At 73.2% G+C, this 18499-nt stretch carries 15 protein-coding genes and 1 tRNA gene; 6 read left to right on the top strand and 10 right to left on the bottom strand.

Going from position 1 to position 18499, the window contains the following annotated elements; translation table 11 throughout:
• Window positions 1-49 precede the first annotated feature (49 nt).
• Together orn and AB0E77_RS08120 are read left to right on the top strand one after the other, a co-directional pair.
• Window positions 50-652 carry an oligoribonuclease gene (gene orn / locus AB0E77_RS08125; protein ID WP_361567237.1) on the top strand — a complete coding sequence of 201 codons (603 nt, stop codon included), beginning with the start codon at window positions 50-52 and terminating at the stop codon, window positions 650-652.
• 99 nt (window positions 653-751) lie between these two features.
• A tRNA-His gene (locus AB0E77_RS08120) sits at window positions 752-824 on the top strand.
• A gap of 103 nt (window positions 825-927) precedes the next feature.
• Here AB0E77_RS08120 and AB0E77_RS08115 read toward each other — a convergent pair.
• From AB0E77_RS08115 to AB0E77_RS08095, 5 genes are all read right to left on the bottom strand, one after another.
• Window positions 928-1983: a LacI family DNA-binding transcriptional regulator gene (locus AB0E77_RS08115; RefSeq protein WP_361567234.1), complete on the bottom strand. Its 1056-nt coding sequence runs from the start codon at window positions 1981-1983 to the stop codon at window positions 928-930.
• A 174-nt stretch (window positions 1984-2157) separates the two neighbouring features.
• Window positions 2158-3615 carry a GH1 family beta-glucosidase gene (locus AB0E77_RS08110; protein WP_361567231.1) on the bottom strand — a complete coding sequence of 486 codons (1458 nt, stop codon included), beginning with the start codon at window positions 3613-3615 and terminating at the stop codon, window positions 2158-2160.
• A 188-nt stretch (window positions 3616-3803) separates the two neighbouring features.
• A complete protein-coding gene (locus AB0E77_RS08105) occupies window positions 3804-4730 on the bottom strand; it encodes a carbohydrate ABC transporter permease (protein ID WP_361567229.1) in 927 nt (308 codons plus the stop codon).
• 14 nt (window positions 4731-4744) lie between these two features.
• Window positions 4745-5644 carry a sugar ABC transporter permease gene (locus AB0E77_RS08100; RefSeq protein ID WP_361567520.1) on the bottom strand — a complete coding sequence of 300 codons (900 nt, stop codon included), beginning with the start codon at window positions 5642-5644 and terminating at the stop codon, window positions 4745-4747.
• A gap of 472 nt (window positions 5645-6116) precedes the next feature.
• Complete coding sequence (locus AB0E77_RS08095; RefSeq protein WP_361567226.1) at window positions 6117-7436, bottom strand: extracellular solute-binding protein; 1320 nt, start codon at window positions 7434-7436, stop codon at window positions 6117-6119.
• Window positions 7437-7929: 493 nt separating this feature from the next.
• On the opposite strand from AB0E77_RS08095, the gene AB0E77_RS08090 reads away from it, so the two are divergent.
• Together AB0E77_RS08090 and AB0E77_RS08085 are read left to right on the top strand one after the other, a co-directional pair.
• Window positions 7930-8973 carry a LacI family DNA-binding transcriptional regulator gene (locus AB0E77_RS08090; RefSeq protein WP_361567224.1) on the top strand — a complete coding sequence of 348 codons (1044 nt, stop codon included), beginning with the start codon at window positions 7930-7932 and terminating at the stop codon, window positions 8971-8973.
• 134 nt (window positions 8974-9107) lie between these two features.
• Complete coding sequence (locus AB0E77_RS08085; RefSeq protein WP_361567221.1) at window positions 9108-10526, top strand: GH1 family beta-glucosidase; 1419 nt, start codon at window positions 9108-9110, stop codon at window positions 10524-10526.
• Window positions 10527-10596: 70 nt separating this feature from the next.
• Here AB0E77_RS08085 and AB0E77_RS08080 read toward each other — a convergent pair whose 3' ends face one another.
• The 3 genes from AB0E77_RS08080 to AB0E77_RS08070 all read right to left on the bottom strand — a co-directional run bounded on the left by AB0E77_RS08080 (window position 10597) and on the right by AB0E77_RS08070 (window position 14344).
• The gene (locus AB0E77_RS08080; protein ID WP_361567218.1) at window positions 10597-12066 is read right to left on the bottom strand and encodes a cellulose binding domain-containing protein; all 1470 of its coding nucleotides are present in this window, start codon (window positions 12064-12066) and stop codon (window positions 10597-10599) included.
• 128 nt (window positions 12067-12194) lie between these two features.
• Complete coding sequence (locus AB0E77_RS08075; RefSeq protein WP_361567215.1) at window positions 12195-13643, bottom strand: HAMP domain-containing sensor histidine kinase; 1449 nt, start codon at window positions 13641-13643, stop codon at window positions 12195-12197.
• Window positions 13640-14344: a response regulator transcription factor gene (locus AB0E77_RS08070; protein WP_361567212.1), complete on the bottom strand. Its 705-nt coding sequence runs from the start codon at window positions 14342-14344 to the stop codon at window positions 13640-13642. Before AB0E77_RS08070 ends, AB0E77_RS08075 begins: the two co-directional genes overlap by 4 nt.
• 128 nt (window positions 14345-14472) lie before the next feature.
• On the opposite strand from AB0E77_RS08070, the gene AB0E77_RS08065 reads away from it, so the two are divergent.
• Window positions 14473-15015 carry a hypothetical protein gene (locus AB0E77_RS08065; RefSeq protein ID WP_361567210.1) on the top strand — a complete coding sequence of 181 codons (543 nt, stop codon included), beginning with the start codon at window positions 14473-14475 and terminating at the stop codon, window positions 15013-15015.
• A gap of 31 nt (window positions 15016-15046) precedes the next feature.
• Here the strand turns inward: AB0E77_RS08065 and AB0E77_RS08060 are convergent, their stop codons facing one another.
• Entirely contained in the window at window positions 15047-15916 is an 870-nt protein-coding gene (locus AB0E77_RS08060) for a fused MFS/spermidine synthase (protein WP_361567207.1), read from the bottom strand.
• Window positions 15917-15985: 69 nt separating this feature from the next.
• Window positions 15986-16402, bottom strand: a complete 417-nt coding sequence (locus AB0E77_RS08055; RefSeq protein ID WP_361567518.1) for a hypothetical protein — start codon at window positions 16400-16402, stop codon at window positions 15986-15988.
• A gap of 297 nt (window positions 16403-16699) precedes the next feature.
• Between AB0E77_RS08055 and AB0E77_RS08050 the strand changes: the two genes are divergently transcribed.
• On the top strand, window positions 16700-18166 hold the full coding sequence (locus AB0E77_RS08050) for a hypothetical protein (RefSeq protein WP_361567204.1): 1467 nt from the start codon (window positions 16700-16702) through the stop codon (window positions 18164-18166).
• The last annotated feature ends 333 nt before the right edge of the window (window positions 18167-18499 follow it).

Below are 18499 nucleotides of genomic sequence, written 5' to 3'. Positions count from 1 at the left end.
CACCGACGCCGGGGGCCCCTTGAACAGGCGCCCCCCGTACAGTGGCCGCATGAACGATCGCATGGTGTGGATCGACTGCGAGATGACCGGCCTCTCGCTGTCCGACGACGCGCTCATCGAGGTGGCCGCCCTCGTCACCGACTCGGAGCTGAACATCCTCGGCGAGGGCGTGGACATCGTCATCCGCCCACCGGCGCGGGCCCTGGAGACGATGCCGGAGGTGGTGCGCGAGATGCACACCGCGTCCGGCCTGCTCGCCGAGCTCGACGGCGGCACGACGCTGGAGGACGCCGAGGCGCAGGTCATGGCGTACGTGCGGGAGCACGTGAAGGAGCCCGGCAAGGCCCCCCTGTGCGGCAACTCCGTCGGCACCGACCGGGGCTTCCTGCTGCGGGACATGCCGACGCTGGAGGACTACCTCCACTACCGGATCGTGGACGTCTCCTCGATCAAGGAGCTGGCCCGGCGCTGGTACCCGCGGGCCTACTTCAACAGTCCCGAGAAGAACGGCAACCACCGCGCCCTCGCCGACATCCGCGAGTCCATCGCCGAGCTGCGCTACTACCGCGAGGCCGTCTTCGTCCCGCAGCCCGGCCCCGACTCCGAGACCGCGAAGGCGATCGCCGCGAAGCATGTCGTGACCGCCCGGTAGGGGCGCCGCGAAAGGCGGGCGCGAGCACCCCTTCGGACCCTGTACACTTTTTCTCAGCCGGTCGGGGAACCCCGCAAAAGGTTCCGACTACCGGCCATGGTGGGTGTAGCTCAGCTGGTAGAGCACCTGGTTGTGGTCCAGGATGCCGCGGGTTCAAGTCCCGTCACTCACCCTGAGTCATCAGCCGGTGACCTTCGGAAGAAGGTCACCGGCTGATTGCGTTGGGCGACGCGGTGCGGTGTGGGGCGGCCCCGCACCGCCCCACACCGCACCGCTCACGACGACGCGCGCTCGACCAGCTCCGTCGCCAGCACCACCTGGTGCCGCTCCCGCCCCCGTGCCCCCGCCGGACGGCGGTCCGCGATCTCGGTCAGCAGCAGGTCGATCATCGCGCGGCCCATCTCCTCGATCGGCTGCCGGACGCTGGTCAGCGGCGGGTCCAGGTGGCGGGCGATGGCCGAGTCGTCGTAGCCGACCAGCGCCACGTCGTCCGGGATGCGCCGGCCCGCCTCGCGCAGCGCCTGGCGGGCACCGGCCGCCGTCACGTCCGAGGCGGCGAAGACCGCGTCAAGGTCGGGGCGGCGGCGCAGCAGCTCCCTCATCGCGTGCCGGCCGCCCTCCTCGGTGAAGTCCCCCGGCTCGATCAGCTCGTCCACGGCGTCGAGCCCGCCGTCGCGCAGGGCGTCGCGGTAGCCGTCGACGCGCCGCTGGGCGCCGTAGACGTCGAGGTGGCCGGTGATGTGGGCGATGCGGCGGCGGCCCCGGGACATGAGGTGCTCGACGGCCGAGCGGGCGCCGCCGTAGTTGTCGGAGTCCACGGACGCCAGCGTCTCCGCGGCGGAGCGCGGGCCGCTGATCACCGCGGGGATCTCCAGCTGGGTCAGCATGTCGGGCAGCGGGTCGTCGGCGTGCACCGAGACCAGCAGGACGCCGTCCACCCGGTGCGCGGCCAGGTACTGGGCGAGCCGCTGCCGCTCCCGGTCGCTGCCCGCGAAGATCAGCAGCAGCTGCATCTCGGTGTCGGTGATCTCCGCGCCGACACCGCGCAGCATGTCCGAGAAGTAGGGCTCGGCGAAGAACCGGGTCTCGGGCTCGGGAACGACGAGGGCGATCGCGTCGGTGCGGTTGGCGGCGAGCGCGCGGGCGGCGGTGTTCGGGACGTAGCCGAGTTCCGCGACGGCCGCCTCGACGGCCGCCCGTGTGGTGTCGCTGACCCGGGGCGAGCCGTTGATCACCCTGGAGACCGTGCCGCGGCCGACGCCGGCCCGGGCGGCCACCTCCTCCAGGGTCGGGCGTCTGGCGCCCCGGCTCCGCCCACCGTTGACCGCCATGGTCGTCGCCCTTCCCTCGCAGCTGTCCGGCCAGGAATCTAACAGCCCCGGCCCGTGCCTCCCCGACCCCATCGTGCCTCGCGGGCGGCGGAATTCCCCCCTCCGTGCCGGCGGAGGACCACGAGGGCACGACCGGGTACGGTCGCGCCCTCGTGGGTGCGGGTGCGGCGGGGCTCAGCCGAGGGCGCCGTCGGCGGGCAGCGCGTTGCGCCGGATCACGTCGGCGTACCAGTGGGCGCTCGCCTTGGGGATGCGGCGCTGGGAGGCGTAGTCGACGTAGACGGCGCCGAAGCGCTTCGAATAGCCGTAGGACCACTCGAAGTTGTCCAGCAGGGACCACAGGAAGTAGCCGCGGACGTCCGCGCCGTCGGCGATCGCCCGGCGCACGGCGTCCAGGTGGGAGTGGAGGTAGTCGATGCGCTGCGGGTCGTTCACCCGGCCCTCGGGGGAGACGTAGTCGTCGAAGGCGGCGCCGTTCTCGGTGACCATGAGGGGCAGGCCGGGGTGCGACTCCGCGAGGCCGGTGAGGAGGGTGTGCAGGCCGTTCGCGTCGATGGCCCAGTTCATCGCGGTGAGGTCGTCGTTGGCGAGGTGGAAGGCGACGTCCTCGGAGCCGGTCCACGGCGAGTGGTCGCTCGCTCCGTGGCCGTCGTTCTTGGTGGTGGCCGCGCCGTCGGCGGGCCGGGAGACCACGGTCGGCGAGTAGTAGTTGACGCCGAGCACGTCGATCGGGCGGGAGATCTCCGCCAGGTCGCCGTCCCTGACCAGCTCGTTCCAGTCGACGAGGTGCGCGGTGTCGGCGATCAGGTCCTCGGGGTAGGCGCCGTCGAGGAGGGGGCCGGTGAAGATCCGGTTGCCGACCGCGTCGATGCGGCGGGCCGCCTCGGCGTCCTCGGGGGCGTCGGTGAGGGGGCGCACCTGGTGCAGGTTGAGGGTGATGGACGTCTGCGCGGCCTGTGGCAGGGCCTCCCGCAGCACGCCGACCGCCTTGCCGTGGGCGAGGTTGAGGTGGTGGGCGGCGCGCAGGGTCGCCGCCGGGTCGGTGCGGCCGGGGGCGTGCACGCCGGAGCCGTAGCCCAGGAAGGCGCTGCACCAGGGCTCGTTGAGGGTGGTCCACACACCGACGCGGTCGCCGAGGGCGCGGGCCATGAGCGCGGCGTACTCGGCGAAGCGGTCGGCGGTGTCGCGCTGCGGCCAGCCGCCGGCGTCCTCCAGCTCCTGGGGCAGGTCCCAGTGGTAGAGGGTGGCGACGGGGGTGATGCCGGCCTCGAGGAGTTCGTCGGTGAGGCGGCGGTAGAAGTCCAGGCCGCGTTCGACGGCGGGACCGCGGCCGGTGGGCTGGACCCGGGACCAGGAGACGGAGAAGCGGTACGCCTTCAGCCCGAGGTCCTTCATCAGCGCCACGTCGTCGCGGTAGCGGTGGTAGTGGTCGGCGGCGATGTCCCCGGTGTCGCCGTTGCGGACCTTGCCGGGGGTGTGGCTGAAGGTGTCCCAGATGGACGGGGTGCGGCCGTCCTCGGCGGCGGCGCCCTCCACCTGGTAGGCGGCGGTGGCGGCGCCCCAGACGAAGCCCGTCGGGAAGGAGCCGGTGGTGGCCGGCTGGGCGGGGGTCTCGGGTCGTACGGCGGTCATCGTGAGGACGCTCCCAAATGGCGTGAGGAGGTGCCGGGCGGTGCGGCCCGGCGGGGCGGGAAGGCGGTGGGGGCGGGCACGCGGGTGGGCGCCCCGGGGGCCGGCAGGGCCCGGGTGCGGGCCGTGCCCTGCCGGGCGGAGGAGGGTGAGGCGGAGGGCGGCGACGGGTCGGACGGTCGGACCGGGGGTCAGCCCTTGACGGCGCCCGCCATGATGCCGCCGACGATCTGCTTGCCGAAGACGACGAAGACCACCAGCAGCGGCAGGGTGCTGATCAGCGCGCCGGCCATGACGATGCTCTGGTCGGGGGTGTAGGAGGCGCTGAGCTGGCCGAGCGCGACCTGGATGGTGGGGTTCTCCTGGTTCAGCGCGAGGAAGGGCCAGAAGAAGTCGTTCCACGCCTGGACGAAGGTGAGCATGCCGAGCACCATCATCGCGGGCCGGGCGGCGGGCAGGACGACGTTCCACACGATGCGGAGGTTGTTCGCCCCGTCCACCTTGGCCGCCTCGATGAGTTCGTACGGCAGGGCCTCGATGAGGTACTGGCGCATGAAGAAGACACCGAAGGCGCCGACCAGGGTCGGGAAGATCACCGACTCCAGCTCTCCGCTCCAGCCGATGTCCGACATCATCATGAACAGCGGCACCACGCTGAGCTGCGGCGGGATGGTGAGGGTGGCGATGACCGCGGTCATCAGCACGTTCCGGCCGCGGAAGCGCATCTTGGCGAAGGCGTAGCCGGCCAGCGTGCAGAAGAACAGCGTGGCCGCGGTGATGGAGCCGGCCACGATGGCGCTGTTGACGATGGCCTTGCCGAGGTTGGCCTGCTCCCAGGCCGCTTCGAGGTTGCTGAACAGCCTGCCGCCGGGCAGGAACGGCGGCGGGGTGTCGAGGACCCGCTGCTGGTCGTGCGAGGCGGCCACCAGCGTCCAGTACAGGGGGAACAGGGAACCCACGCCGACGACGATCAGCGCGAGGTAGGTGAGGGGGCCGCCCTTGAGCTGCTGGCCGGCGCCGATCCGCAGACGGCGGCCCCGGCCACCGCCCGAGCCGAGGACCTCGGACACCGGGGACGGGTCCGGGGCGGTCTTGTAGGGAGTACTTGTCGTGGTCATCGTTGTCGCTCCCGTCAGGCCGCGCTCTTGCGCACGAACCGGCTGACGATCCAGTTGATCAGGGCGATGAGCAGCAGCAGGACGAGCATGGCCCAGGCCACGGCCGCGGCCGGGCCGAGATGCTGGAGCTTCCAGCCGTAGTTGTAGAGGTAGATGCTGAGCGTCTCGTACTGGTGCTCGCTGCCGCCGACGGCGCCGAGCGTGCCGCCCTGCAGCAGCAGCGGCTCACCGAACAGCTGCATGGAGCCGATCGTCGAGATGACGATGGTGAACAGGATCGTCGGCCGCAGCGCGGGGATGGTCACCTTGCGGAACTGCTGCCAGCGCGATGCGCCGTCGATCGACGCGGCCTCGTACAGGTCGGTCGGCACGGCCTGCATCGCGGCCAGGTAGATCAGGGCGTTGTAGCCGGTCCAGCGCCAGATCACGATGATCGAGATGGCGATCTTCGACGTCCAGTGGCCGTTGCCCCAGTCGATGTCCCCCGCGCCGAAGAAGCCCAGCACCCAGTTGAGGAGCCCGCCGTCGGCCCGGAACACCAGGGCGAAGACGAGCGCCGCGGTCGCGACCGAGGTGGCGTACGGGGTGAGGATGACCGTTCGCCAGAAGGTGCTGGCGCGCAGCTTGTAGTTGAGCAGGTGGGCCAGGCCCAGGGCGACCAGCAGCTGTGGGACGGTCGAGATGACGCCGATGACGAAGGTGTTGGAGACGGCCGTCCAGAACTCGGAGTCCTGGAGGATCTTGGCGAAGTTGTCGAAGCCGACCCACTCGGACTGGTCGAGGCTCGTCATCTCCACCCGGTGCAGGGCGATCCAGCCGGTGTAGAGGAGCGGGTAGAGCCCGAAGGCGCCGAAGATGAGGAAGAAGGGGGCGACGTACGCGTACGGCGACACCTTGTCGTCGAGGCGCCACAGGCGTGAACGCCACGGTCCGCGTTCTCGGGACGCGGCGCCGGGGCCGCCGGTGAGCGGGGTCTTGGCACCCCGTGCGGGGGTTGTCGTTGCCACGGAGGGAGTCCTTCCCTGGGAGGTCGGGCCTGGGGTCGGGCCTGGGAGGTCGGGCCGAGGGCGGGAGCGGCCCGCGCGGCAGCCGGCGGCGCGTGTGGTGCGGGACCCGGGCCGGTCGGGGGTGGCGGGTGCTGGTGCCGGTCGGAGGGATCGGGGGGTGTTCAGGGGCCGGGGGGTGTGCGGCCCGGCGGTGCGGGGTGTGCCGCGCGTGCCGCCTCCGTGCCGCGACGCCGCGCAGCAGACCCGCCGCGGAGGGCAGGGTCTGCTGCGGGCGCCACCCGCGCCTGCGGGCGGGGGCCGTCGTACCGCCACGGCCCCCGCCGTGCGCACGGTGCGGGCGGTGCGGGGCGGCTGGTGGGACCGCCCGCACCGGCGCGGGTCAGCCGATGGCCTTGTCGATCGTCTCGACCGCCGCGTCCCAGGCCTTGTCGGGCTTGGTGCCGCGCTGCTCCATGTTGTTGATCTGCGTGGAGATGGTGTCCTTGATCACGCCGTCCTTCGGGCCGAGCACGGCCACCGGGATGGACTTGGCCTCCTCGGCGTAGATCTGGCCGACGGGGGCGTTGTTGAAGTACTCGAGCTTCGCGTTCTTCACGTCGTCGAGCGTGTAGGCGCCCTGGTTGGACGGGAAGACGCCGACGGCCTTGAACACGGCGGCCTGCTGCTCGGGCGCGGTCAGCCACTTGACCAGCTCGGTGGCCTCCTTGACGTGCTTGCCGCTCTTGGGCACGGTCAGGAAGGAGCCGCCCCAGTTGGCCGCGGTCGCGCCCGGCGCGCGGGTGATGTCCCACTTGCCGGCGAAGTCGTTGCCGGAGTAGTTCTCGATCTGCAGGGACATCCAGGCCGGGCAGACGACGGTGGCCACGGTGCCCTTGCGCAGCGCCGCCTTCCACGGGTCCTGGAACTGCGGCAGGCCCTGGCTCAGCTTCTTGTCCGCGGCCTCGGCGGCGAGGTCCCAGCCCTTCTGCACGGCGGGGCTGTCCTTGTATATCGCCTTGCCGTCGGCGTCGTAGTACTGGCTCTCGGAGGAGCTGACGACACCGTTGAACATGGCGCTGGCGGAGTCCATGAAGTAGGTGCCCTCGGGCGCCTTCGCCTTGTACTGCTCGCCGAGCTGGATGTAGTCCTCCCAGCCGCCCGCGACCGCCTTGGCGACCTCCTCGCGGTCGGTGGGCAGGCCCGCCTTCTCGAAGAGGTCCCTGCGGTAGCAGAGCGACATCGGACCGATGTCGGTGCCGGCGCCGATGACCTGGCCGTCCTTGCTGGTGGCCTGCTTGGCCTTCCAGTCGACCCACTGGCTGGTGTCGATGCTGTCCTTGAGGTCGACGAACTTGTCCGCCTGGGTGTCCACGACCTCCTTGATGCGGGCGACCTCGACGCCGACGACGTCTCCGAGACCGCTGCCCGAGTTCAGCTGCTGAAGGAGCTTCGGGTAGTAGTCCTGCTCGTTGGCGGTGGTCTCCTCCTTCACCTCGATGTTCGGGTGAAGCTGCTGGTACTTCTCGAAGAGGCCGGCTTCCTTGTAGCCGAACTGCCCGTAGTCGGCCACCTTGAGGACGATCTTCCCGTCGGATTCCGAGGCGTCCGAGTCACTGTCGCTGCTGCAGGCGGTCAGCAGCAGGGCCGAGGCCGTCAGGACCGACGTGGTCAGGGCCGCTGCTCTGCGGCCACGGGCGCCGCCGGTTCGGGTGATGCGCATTCCACTACTCCTTGTTCCAGTGGGAACGGGGACCTCAGGAATCAGACCGCCGGGTTCGACGGTCCGGACCTGCCCTCTCGGTTCGAGCAGCGGCCAGCCCAGAGCAACGCGGCGTGCGGTGCGAAGATGCTGGTCAACGGTGTGCCATGCGAGGTGGAGGGAAGGGCCGATGGTGCTTCGTTCCGTACGGAAGCCGGTCCCGGGACTCCGTGGGACCGCTCCCACGCGGCTTGCCCCGAAGACTCGTTGCTGGCGGCCCCAGGTGTCAAGACTTGAAAACGGCGTTGTTGCGCAAGCGTGTTCCGCGCGTCACGGGAATGTGTCGCACCGCCGCGGGCCCACCGCCCGGATTTCTTCGCCACGACGCCGAATTCCCGCAGGTCACGGGCGAGTTACCGGTCGGAGGGCACCTCGGGGGGCGCCGCGCGGCCGGGGTTCGCGCTTTCTGGGCGAGAATGAGGCCGGTCCCCCCACCGAAGCCGGAAGGTGAACGATGAGCCCTGCCGAACAGCGGCCCGCCGCCTCGTCCGTCCGGCGTCCGACCCTGAACGCGGTGGCCGCGCGCGCCGGCGTGGGCCGCGGCACGGTCTCCCGGGTCATCAACGGCTCCCCCAAGGTCAGCGACCGTTCGCGCGCGGCCGTGGAGCGGGCCATCGCCGAACTCGGCTACGTCCCCGACCAGGCCGCCCGCTCCCTCGCCACCCGGCGCACCGACTCCGTGGCGCTCGTGGTCCCCGACGCGCAGACCCGGCTGTTCTCCGAGCCGTACTTCTCGGAGATCATCCGGGGCGTGAGCGCCGGGCTCGCGGACGCCGGAATGCGGATGCTGCTGGTCATGGTGCACGACGAGAAGGAGTACGCCCGGCTCGCGCCGTATCTGTCGGGGCAGCGCGTGGACGGGGTGCTGATGGTGGCGGTGCACAGCGACGACACGCTGCCCGACCAGCTCGAGGCGCTGGCCATCCCGACCGTGCTGGCCGGCCGGCGCGGTGACCGGGAGCCGCTGGGGCACGTCCGCGCGGACAACCGCGGCGGCGCCGAGAGCGCGGTCCGGCATCTGCTGGCGAGCGGCCGCCGGGCCGTGGGCACCATCACCGGGCCGCTCGACATGGAGGCGGCGCGGGAACGGCTCGACGGGTACCGCGAGGCGCTGCGGGAGGCCGGGGCCGCGGCCGCCCAGGAGCTGGTGGCGCACGGCGACTTCACCGAGGAGGGCGGACGCGCGGCCATGCGGGAGCTGCTGGACCGCCGCCCCGACCTGGACGCGGTCTTCGCCGCCTCGGACGTGATGGCCTCCGGCGCCGTGCTGGAGCTGCGCGCCGCGGGCCGCCGGGTGCCGGGCGACGTGGCCGTCATCGGGTTCGACGACTCCATCGTGGCCCGGCACATCGACCCGCCGCTGACCAGCGTCCGGCAGCCGCTGGAGGAGATGGGCCGCACCATGGCGAGGCTGCTGCTGGACGAGATCGCCGACCGTGGCGCCGGGCACCGGGGCGTGGTCCTGCCGACCCGGCTGGTGGTACGGGAGTCGGCCTGAGGGACGGCGCCCGCACGCGGGAGTCCGCCGGGCCGGTGCGACAGGGCTCCGCCGAAGTCGGCCGCGTGACGGGGGTTTTGCTGTGGGAGCGCTCCCATGCATAATGAGGCACCCGACTTCGTGGGAGCGATTCCATGCCAGAACCGACACCCGTCTCCTTCCCTCCCTCCTTCCTCTGGGGCGCCGCGACCTCGGCGTACCAGATCGAGGGCGCGGTGCGGGAGGACGGCCGTACCCCCTCGATCTGGGACACCTTCAGCCATACGCCGGGGAAGACGGCCGGCGGCGACACCGGTGACGTCGCCGTCGACCACTACCACCGCTACCGCGACGACGTGGCGCTGATGGCGGAGCTGGGACTGGGTGCCTACCGCTTCTCCGTCTCCTGGCCGCGGGTGCAGCCGACCGGCCGTGGCCCCGCCGTCCAGCGCGGCCTGGACTTCTACCGCCGTCTGGTCGACGAGCTGCTGGCCGCCGGGATCAGGCCGGCCGTCACCCTCTACCACTGGGACCTGCCGCAGGAGCTGGAGGACGCGGGCGGCTGGCCGCAGCGGGAGACGGCGTACCGGTTCGCCGAGTACGCGCAGATCGTCGGCGAGGCCCTCGGCGACCGGGTGGAGCAGTGGATCACGCTCAACGAGCCCTGGTGCGCGGCCTTCCTGGGCTATGCCTCCGGCGTGCACGCCCCCGGCCGCACGGACCCGGCGGCCGCGCTGCGCGCCGCGCACCATCTGAACCTGGCGCACGGCCTGGGCACGGTGGCGCTGCGTTCGGTGATGCCGGCCCGCAACTCGGTGGCGATCAGCCTCAACACGTCCGTCGTACGTCCGCTGTCGCAGAGTCCGGCGGACCTGGCGGCGGCCCGGAGGATCGACGACCTGTCCGGCGGGATCTTCCACGGCCCGGTCCTGCACGGCGCCTATCCGCAGTCCCTGCTGGAGGCGACGGCGACCGTCACCGACTGGTCGTTCGTCCGGGACGGCGACCTGGGGCTGATCCGCCAGCCGCTGGACGCGGTCTGCCTCAACTACTACACGCCCACCGTGGTGTCCGCGGCCGACGCGGACTCGCGCGTCCCGCGGGCCGACGGGCACGGGACGAGCGACCACTCGCCGTGGCCGGCCGCGGACGACGTGGCGTTCCACCAGCCGCCGGGTGAGCGCACGGCGATGGGCTGGAGCGTCGACCCGACCGGCCTGCACGAGCTGATCATGCGCTACCACCGGGAGGCCCCCGGAGTGCCGCTGTACGTCACTGAAAACGGCGCCGCCTACGACGACAAGCCCGCCGCCGACGGCACGGTCCACGACCCCGAGCGGGTCGCGTATCTGGACGGCCACCTGCGGGCGGTCCGCCGGGCCCTCGACGACGGCGCGGACGTGCGCGGGTACTACCTGTGGTCCCTGATGGACAACTTCGAATGGGCCTACGGCTACGAGAAGCGGTTCGGCGCGGTCTACGTCGACTACGTCTCGCAGGAGCGCATCCCCAAGGCGAGCGCCCTCTGGTACGCGCGGGCGGCCCGCACGGGGACACTCCCGCCGCCCGAGTAGCACCCGCACAACGGGACACCACGGGCGCGGGGCGCGGCAGTCCGACGGGGGGTGCCGCGCCCCGTCGGGGTCACTTGTAGGCGGCGAAGGCCTTCGAGAAGGCCGACTTCTCCTGGAGGACGGAGCTGCACGTCGCGTCGGCCTGGGGCTTGGCGCCGTCCGCGCACTGCTTGTCGCGGGTCGCGGACCACATGGACAGCTGGCCCAGGCCCTTGGCCTCGGCGAACGTCACCAGCTGGGCGGCGTCCCCGACCGTGAAGACCTCGCTCGCGACGTCGTTGACGCCGATCATCGGGGTGACGGCGACCGTCTGCCAGGCCGCGCCGTCGGAGAGGCCGAGGACGCTCTTGATCTGGGCCTGGGTGGCGGTGGCGGCCTGTTCGGCGTAGGTGCCCATGTCGCCGCTGTACGCCGGGCCGTAGTCCATCGCCATGATGTTGACCGCGTCGATCTTCACGCCGTTCTTCCGGGCGTCGGCGAGGAGGTCGACGCCGGCCTGGGTCAGTCCCTCGGGCATCACGGGCAGGGTGAAGGAGACGTCGAGGCCCGGGTGCTGCTTCTGCAGGGCGGCGACGGCCTGGGCGCGGCGGGTGTTGGCGGCCGTGTCGGGCAGGGCGCCGCCCTCGACGTCGAAGTCGACCTTGGTGAGCCCGTAGGCGTCCACGACCTTGCCGTACGCCGCCGCGAGGGTCTCGGCCGAGGTGCAGGTCGTGGCCAGCTCGGAGCCGGCCGCGCCGCCGAAGGAGACGCGGACGTCGCCGCCCTCGGCGCGCAGGGCGCCTATCTGCCCGGCCACGGCGTCGCTCGTAAGGTCGCTGACGCCGCCCCACTTGGGGGTGCAGCCGCCGCCGTCGGTGACGAAGGCCAGGTTGTACTCCTTCACGCCGGTGGCCTCGGCGTTCGCGACCAGATCGAAGGCCGGGTAGAGGGAGGTGTCGACGTAGGGCGCGAAGCCGGCGCCGGTCGCGGTGCCGCTGCCGGGGGTCCCGGTGGGGGCCGGGGTGGTGGCCGTGGGGGTCGGGGCCGGCTCGGGGGCGGTGGCGGTGGCCGTCGGCGTGGGCGTGGGGGTCGAGGGCTCGGTCGGGCGGCCGCTGGGCTCGGGGGTGGCGCCGTCGTCCGCCGAGCACCGGGTGCCGTCGACGCGGCAACCGGTCGGGTCCTGGGTGCCGTTGACGACGAAGCCGACGGTGACGGACTCGCCGGCCTTCAGGCCGTCCGTGTCCCACTTCGGCCCGGTCACGGTGACGTGCCGGCCGCTGACGCTCGGCTCGGCGTTCCACAGTGAGCCGAGCGTCGCCCCGGCGGGCAGGTCGAACTCCAGTGTCCAGTCCCGCTTCGCCTCCTGGCTGTTGTTGGTGACGACGTACTGCGCGGTGTAGCCCGTCGACCACGCGCTGGTCCTCGTGTAGGCGGCGCCGACTCCGGCGGCCTGGGCCGTGCTGGTGAACAGCAGCGCGCCGCCGCCGGCCACGGCGGTGGCGACGAGCGCGCCGATCGCCTTGTTCCTGCCACTGACCCTGCGCCGGTGCGTGCTGCTCATCTGGTGCCTGCCTTCGCTGTTCCGGGGGCCCTGCGGGGTGCGCGGGGCCGGGGTGCGGCAGCACGCTAGCGAGGCGGAACCGGGCAAAGTGCCTGTTCCGGGCGGGGGTCGGGGATCTTAGGGCGCGCTTAAGGAAGGGATCGGGACCGGTTAAAGGGAGAGCCCCGGCGGGGCTGCCGGCGGCGGCGCACGGTGCCCCGGTGTCCGTGCCGCACGGGTGCCGTACGGCCGTCCAGCTGGATCCAGATCCGCACCTCCGTCCCGCCGAGCACGGACGAGCCGATGCGTACGTCCCCGCCCGTCGACTCGGCGAGCCGGCGCACGATGTCCAGGCCGAGCCCGGTCGACCCGTCGGTGCCCGAGCCCCGGCCGCGGGCCATCGCCGCCTCGGGGTCGGCTATGCCGGGGCCCGCGTCCGACACGAGGACGATCACCGCGTCCTCGCCGTTGTGCAGGTCGACCGCGAAGGCGGTGCCCTCGGCGGTGTGCCGGAAGACGTTGCCCAGCAGGGCGTCGAGGGCGGCGGCCAGGTCGGCACGGGCCACGGGTATGCGCACCGGGCGGTCGGCGCCGGCCACCCGCCACTTGCGTCCCTCGTCCTCGGCGAGCGCGGACCAGAAGCCCATCCGCTCGCGGACCACCTCGGCCGCGTCGCATCCGGCGCCGGGACCGGCCGCGGCGGTCTGCGGTTTGGCGTCCCGGGCGGTGCGGATGATGGTGTCGACCTCGCGCTCCAGCTGCTCGACCGCCGCCCGGGTCTGCTCGGCGGCCGGACCGTCGCCGAGCGAGGCCGCGTTGAGCCGCAGCACGGTCAGCGGGGTGCGCAGCCGGTGGGACAGGTCGGCGGCCAGTTCCCTTTCGTTGGCGAGGAGCTGGACGACCTGGTCGGCCATGGAGTTGAACGCGACCGCCGCGAGCCGCAGTTCGGTCGGGCCCTCCTCGGGCACGCGGGCGCCCAGCTTGCCCTCTCCCAGCTCGTGCGCGCCCTCCACGAGCTTCTGCGCCGGCCGCACCATGCGCACGCCCAGCCGGTCGGCGACGGCGACCGAGCCGACGACCAGCGCGGCACCGACCGCGGCGAGCACCGCCCAGGCCGTGCCGACGCCGTTGGTGACCTCGGACTCGGGGACGTAGACCTCGACGACCGCGATCTCGCCGGAGCTGAGCGCGACCGGCTGGAGCAGTGTCGAGCCGCCGGGCACCCCGGCGGTGGAGGCGCGTCCCATCGCGCGTACGGCGGCGATGTCCTCGTCGGTGGCGCGCTGCCGGCCGATGACGGTGCCGCCCCCGCTGTCACCGCCGGTGCCGGTGTCCTTGATGCCGGCGTCCCCGGTGCCGGACGCCGGTATGTGCACGGACATCCCGGCGTCCGAGCCCGCGGAGGCGACGACGCGCTCCAGCTGGTCCCGGTCGGTGGTGATGGACAGCGCGGGGGCGACGGCGGCGGCCTCCCGCTCGGCGTTGGAGAAGGCGCGGTCCCGGGCCATCTCCCGGATGACGAGTCCGAGCGGCACGGCGAAGGCGACCACGACCATGGCGGTGACCGCCAGCGACACCTTGACCAGGGCCCACCTCATCGCGGCGGCTCCGCGGCCGGCGGCTCCAGCTTCACGCCGACGCCGCGCAGGGTGTGCAGATAGCGGGGCCGGGCGGCGGTCTCGCCCAGCTTCCGGCGCAGCCAGGACAGATGGACGTCGATGGTCTGGTCGTCGCCGTACGACTGCTGCCAGACCTCGGCGAGGAGCTCCTTGCGGGGGACGACCACGCCGGGGCGGCCGGCGAGGAAGGCGAGCAGGTCGAACTCACGCCGGGTCAGGTCGAGCCGTTCGCCGTCCAGTTCGGCCTGGCGGCGCAGCGGGTCGACGGTCAGGCCGCCGACGCGGATGACGGTGGACGGCGGTGCCTCCCCGGCGCCGGCCCGGGCGCGGCGCAGCACGGCCGCCATGCGGGCCGACAGGTGCTCCACCGAGAACGGCTTGGTGAGGTAGTCGTCCGCGCCCGCGTTCAACAGCCGGACGACCTCCGCCTCGTCGTCCCGTGCGGTGGCGACGATGACGGGCACGTCGGTGATGCCGCGCAGCATCTTCAGCGCCTCCGAGCCGTCGAGGTCGGGCAGTCCGAGGTCGAGGATCACGACGTCGAACCGGAAATGGGCGACCTCGCGCAGCGCCTCCAGCGCCGTGCCGACGCTGCGCACGAGGTGCGAGGCGTCGGTCAGGTGCCGGATGAGCGCCGAGCGTACGAACTGGTCGTCCTCGACCACCAACACACTTGCCATGGGCGGCACCGTACGCCATGCGGGGGAGGCCGGTGCCGGCCTGTGGACAACTCCGGCCGGGGCCGGGCACGGCTGTGGACGACCCGTCCGGGCGACACGTGTGGGACGCGTGAGGCAGTATGGCCGCGATGCGCAGAGGACTCGTACACGTACTCGCCTGGCTGCTCGCCACCGGCGCGGCGGTCACGCTGTCGTGGTGGGGCGTGCACACCGTGATGGCGGGCACGGCCTACGACGCGCCCCGCGCCCTGCCCGTCACGGCAGTGGACGCGGCCGCGCGGGACTCGGCGCCGGTGGCGTCGTCCACGAGGCGCCCTTCCCCCTCGGCCGGTGAGCCGGACCGGCCGTCGGCGACGCCGAGCCGGACGCCCCGCACACCGAGCCCCGCGCCCTCGCGGACCGCGCCGGCCACCACCCCCGCCGCCCCGGCCCCCTCCCCCACGGCCTCCGGCGGGGTCCGCAGCTACGAGACCGACGGCGGGCGCGCGGTGTTCGACCTCGGGCCGTCGTCCGCGTCGCTGGTGTCGGCGACCCCGGGTGCGGGCTGGTCGATGCAGGTGTGGAAGACGGAGACGTGGATCCGGGTGGAGTTCACCTCGGGCGCGGACCGGGTGTCGGTGTTCTGCACCTGGCACGACGGCCCGCCGCGGGTGGAGATCGGCAGCTACTGAGCCTTCCTCCGGGTCACCGTGGGCCGCCGGGTCACCGGAAGACCGAGGCCGGCGGGGCCGGCGAGGCCACCGCGGCCGCGTCCGTCACGGGCTGGGCGCCGCCGGCGAAGTCGGTCAGCGCCTTGCCGTGCTCCACGCGCGCGGAGTGCGGGTCGGAGGCGGCCCGGCGGGTGAGCTCGGCGACGGGCAGCGGGTGGTCGCGGGCGGCGAGGACAGCGTTGCCGAAGCGTCTGCCGCGCAGCACGGCGGGGTCGGCGATCAGGGCGAGTTCGGGGAAGCGGGCGGCGGCCGTGGCGATCTGGCCGCGCAGGTGGGCGAGCGGCGGGCCGTCGGCGAGGTTGGCGACGTAGACCCCGCCCGGTGCGAGCGCGCGGCGCACCTCGTCGAGGAACTCGGTGGACGTCAGATGGGCCGGGGTGCGGGCCCCGCTGAACACGTCCGCGACGACCAGGTCCGCCCAGCCGTCGGGCACCTTGGCGAGCCCGGCGCGGGCGTCGGTGGAGCGCACCCGGATCCGGGCGGCGGGGTCGAGGGGCAGTTCGCGCCGGACCAGCTGGACCAGGGCGGCGTCGCGCTCGACGACCTGCTGGGTGGAGCGGGGGCGGGTGGCGGCGACGTAGCGGGCGAGGGTGAGGGCGCCGCCGCCGAGGTGCACGGCGCGGACGGGTTTGCCGGGCGGGGCGGCGAGGTCGATGACGTGCCCGATGCGGCGCTGGTACTCGAACGACAGATACGCCGGGTCGTCCAGGTCGACGTGCGACTGCGGGGCGCCGTCGATCAGCAGCGTCCAGGCCCGCGCCCGTTCCCGGTCAGGTATCAGCTCGGCGTGACCGCCGTCGACGTCCTCGGCGACGGTCTCCGCGGCTGCGCGCCCGCGGCGGGCGTTCCTGGACTTTCCCATCGGGCCATTATCGAACGCCCGGCGGCCCGTGCGCCCGGCGGCGTGGACCCCGCACCCGCGCGACGTGCGTCAGCGGCAGCTGTCCGCGGCCTCGATCAGCCGGGCGGCCTCCCCCAGCGCGGCCCGCAGGACGGCGGGGTCGGTCGCGAGGTCCGCGCCGCCGGGCGGCAGCAGCCAGTCCGAGCCCTCCACCGGGGGCTCCGGCGCCAGATCGGGCGTCGCGTCGACCCTCATGCCCCGGCCGTCGGTCTCCGTGCAGGTGCTGCCGGGCACGTCCCAGGCCGCGGCCGTGCCCGGGGGCACCAGGAAGCCGAGCGTGTCGCAGCCGTGGTCGTGGAGCACCCGCCCCACCGCCTCACCGGCACCCCTCCTGAGAATGTCGACGGCCTCCAGGCCCTGCCGCGTCGGCACGGTGACGAGGTCGCAGCCACCGTCGCCGCCCGCGTCGCAGGCCACTGCGCGGTCGCTGCTCGGGCTGGTCTCCATTCCGGCCTCCACCACGGAACTCCTCCTCGGACGAGCGGCTCGGGAGTCGGGGGCCTCCCGGTCCACAGGGTTCAACGCGGCGGAACGTCAACAGCTACGGCACAAGTCCGCCGCAAAGGATGGCACTTCATGGCAGATCCCGGATGAGATATCCGGTTTGTAGCCAAACACCGCGTGGCGACTCCGTCACAGCCGGTACGTTCTTGCTCGCCGGCAACGGGGTGGCAAACGGGAGAATCACCCGCAACTCACACCTTTACCGGCGTGGTTCGACGGTTCGCACGAGAGGACCCGGCCATGGCGACGTCAACGGTGACCTCCGCCCAGCCCGATCGGCCACCGCGGCCGAACCTCGCCTTCCGGCGCCTGCGCGGACAGCGCTCGCCGGCCGAGTTCGCGGCGCTGGTGCGCCGGGCCGCGCGCGAGATCGGCGAGCGGGTCAGCTGTGACGCGCGCTATGTCGGCCGCGTGGAGGCGGGCGAGATCCGCTGCCCCAACTACGCGTACGAGCGGGTGTTCCTGCACATGTTCCCCGGCCGCACGCTCACCGATCTGGGGTTCGCGCCCCGGTCGTCCGTACGCGGACGCCGGACGCGCACGGACGAGGACGCGCTGCCGGAGTGCCTCGACCGCCCGCCGTGCCCCACCGGTGAGACGCGTGGGGCCGGTGAGACAGGTGGAGCGGGTGAGCCGTATGAGACGTATGACACGCACAACCCGTACGACACGCACGACGACAACGAGGAGAGCGACGTGCTGCGTCGCGCATTCATGACGGGCGGCGCCACCGTGGCCGCCGTCTCGCTGGGCCCGCTGGGGCTCGTCACCGAGGCCATGGCGGCGCCGGGCGGCGCCCGCCGGGCCGGGCGGAGCGAGGCGGGCGCCCTCGAAGAGGCCGTCCGCCGGATCCGGCTGCTCGACGACCGGCACGGCGCCGACGGTCTCTACCGTCGCGCGGCGGCCCCGCTGCGCACCGCGTACGCGCTGCTGGACGCGGGCGCGACCCGGCAGACGACGGCGGACCGGCTCTACGCGGGCGCCGGGGAGCTGGCCATCTCCGTGGGCTGGCTCGCCCACGACTCGGGACGCTTCGACGACGCGCGTTCCCATTACGCCGAGGCCCTCGCCACCGCGCGGATGACCGGGGACGAGGGCCTGGAGGCACACGCCTTCTGCAACACGGCGTTCCTGGCGCGGGACGCCGGCCGGCCGCGCGAGGCGGTACGGGCGGCCCAGGCCGCGCAGCGTGCCGCCCGGTCGCTGGGGTCGGCGCGGCTGATGTCGCTGCTGGCGCTGCGTGAGGCGGGCGGCTGGGCGGGGCTGGCGGACCGGGTCGGCTGCGAGCAGGCGCTGACACGGGCGCAGGTGCTGTTCGCACGGGGGGTCTCGGAGGACGACCCCGAGTGGATGAGCTTCTACGGGGAGGCCGAGCTGGAGGGGCTGGAGGCGCAGTGCTGGTCCACGCTCGGTGACTGGACCCGGGCGGCGGGGCATGCGCGCCGGGCGGCGGAACTTCAGGATCCGCACTTCACGCGGAATCTCGCGCTGTACTCGGCGGAGCTGGCGGACGATCTGGCGCGGGGCGGGCGGCCGGACGAGGCGGCGGGAGCGGGGATGCGGGTGCTGGACCTGCTGGGGGAGGTCCAGTCGTCGCGGATCCGTTCGATGCTGGCGGGGACGGCGCGGGTGCTGCTGCCGCATCGGCGGGCTTCGGGGGTGTCGGCGTTTCTGGATCGGCATGGGGCGTTGCCACGGATCGCCTGACCGGCTGGGGTGCGGTGAGGGCGTTGAGGGTGCTTGGCGCTGGCGCGGGGTGGGGGGTGGGTCGTGTGGCCCGGCGCTGCGGGAGTGCACGGCGTGCGTGTCGGCGGGGCGCGTCGCGTGGCCCGGCGCTGCGGGGTGCCTCCCCTCCCCCACTCTCGGCTTCGCTCGAGCGGGGGGACCCCCGCCGCCCACCCGTGCCGCCCCTGGGGGTACCTCCCAGGCCGTTCAGGCACTGGGGAGGCACGATTTGCCCGCAGCTACGCGAGGGGGCGGCGGAATGCCCGCAGCTGGGGGGCACGGCGACTGCCCGCAGCTACGCGAGGGGGTGGGGCG

The organism is Streptomyces sp. NPDC032940 (genome assembly GCF_040636935.1).
In the GTDB taxonomy this organism is placed as follows: domain Bacteria; phylum Actinomycetota; class Actinomycetes; order Streptomycetales; family Streptomycetaceae; genus Streptomyces.
Note: the sequence above shows the minus strand (reverse complement) of the source record. Positions and strands in the feature narration are given on the sequence as shown.

What these genes read in the sequence shown, in the direction of transcription:
- orn (WP_361567237.1), top strand. Translation starts at nt 50, where the DNA reads ATGAACGATCGCATGGTGTGGATCGACTGCGAGATGACCGGCCTCTCG.
- AB0E77_RS08115 (WP_361567234.1), bottom strand. Translation starts at nt 1,983, where the DNA reads ATGGCGGTCAACGGTGGGCGGAGCCGGGGCGCCAGACGCCCGACCCTG.
- AB0E77_RS08110 (WP_361567231.1), bottom strand. Translation starts at nt 3,615, where the DNA reads ATGACCGCCGTACGACCCGAGACCCCCGCCCAGCCGGCCACCACCGGC.
- AB0E77_RS08105 (WP_361567229.1), bottom strand. Translation starts at nt 4,730, where the DNA reads ATGACCACGACAAGTACTCCCTACAAGACCGCCCCGGACCCGTCCCCG.
- AB0E77_RS08095 (WP_361567226.1), bottom strand. Translation starts at nt 7,436, where the DNA reads ATGCGCATCACCCGAACCGGCGGCGCCCGTGGCCGCAGAGCAGCGGCC.
- AB0E77_RS08090 (WP_361567224.1), top strand. Translation starts at nt 7,930, where the DNA reads ATGAGCCCTGCCGAACAGCGGCCCGCCGCCTCGTCCGTCCGGCGTCCG.
- AB0E77_RS08085 (WP_361567221.1), top strand. Translation starts at nt 9,108, where the DNA reads ATGCCAGAACCGACACCCGTCTCCTTCCCTCCCTCCTTCCTCTGGGGC.
- AB0E77_RS08080 (WP_361567218.1), bottom strand. Translation starts at nt 12,066, where the DNA reads ATGAGCAGCACGCACCGGCGCAGGGTCAGTGGCAGGAACAAGGCGATC.
- AB0E77_RS08075 (WP_361567215.1), bottom strand. Translation starts at nt 13,643, where the DNA reads ATGAGGTGGGCCCTGGTCAAGGTGTCGCTGGCGGTCACCGCCATGGTC.
- AB0E77_RS08070 (WP_361567212.1), bottom strand. Translation starts at nt 14,344, where the DNA reads ATGGCAAGTGTGTTGGTGGTCGAGGACGACCAGTTCGTACGCTCGGCG.
- AB0E77_RS08065 (WP_361567210.1), top strand. Translation starts at nt 14,473, where the DNA reads ATGCGCAGAGGACTCGTACACGTACTCGCCTGGCTGCTCGCCACCGGC.
- AB0E77_RS08060 (WP_361567207.1), bottom strand. Translation starts at nt 15,916, where the DNA reads ATGGGAAAGTCCAGGAACGCCCGCCGCGGGCGCGCAGCCGCGGAGACC.
- AB0E77_RS08055 (WP_361567518.1), bottom strand. Translation starts at nt 16,402, where the DNA reads ATGGAGACCAGCCCGAGCAGCGACCGCGCAGTGGCCTGCGACGCGGGC.
- AB0E77_RS08050 (WP_361567204.1), top strand. Translation starts at nt 16,700, where the DNA reads ATGGCGACGTCAACGGTGACCTCCGCCCAGCCCGATCGGCCACCGCGG.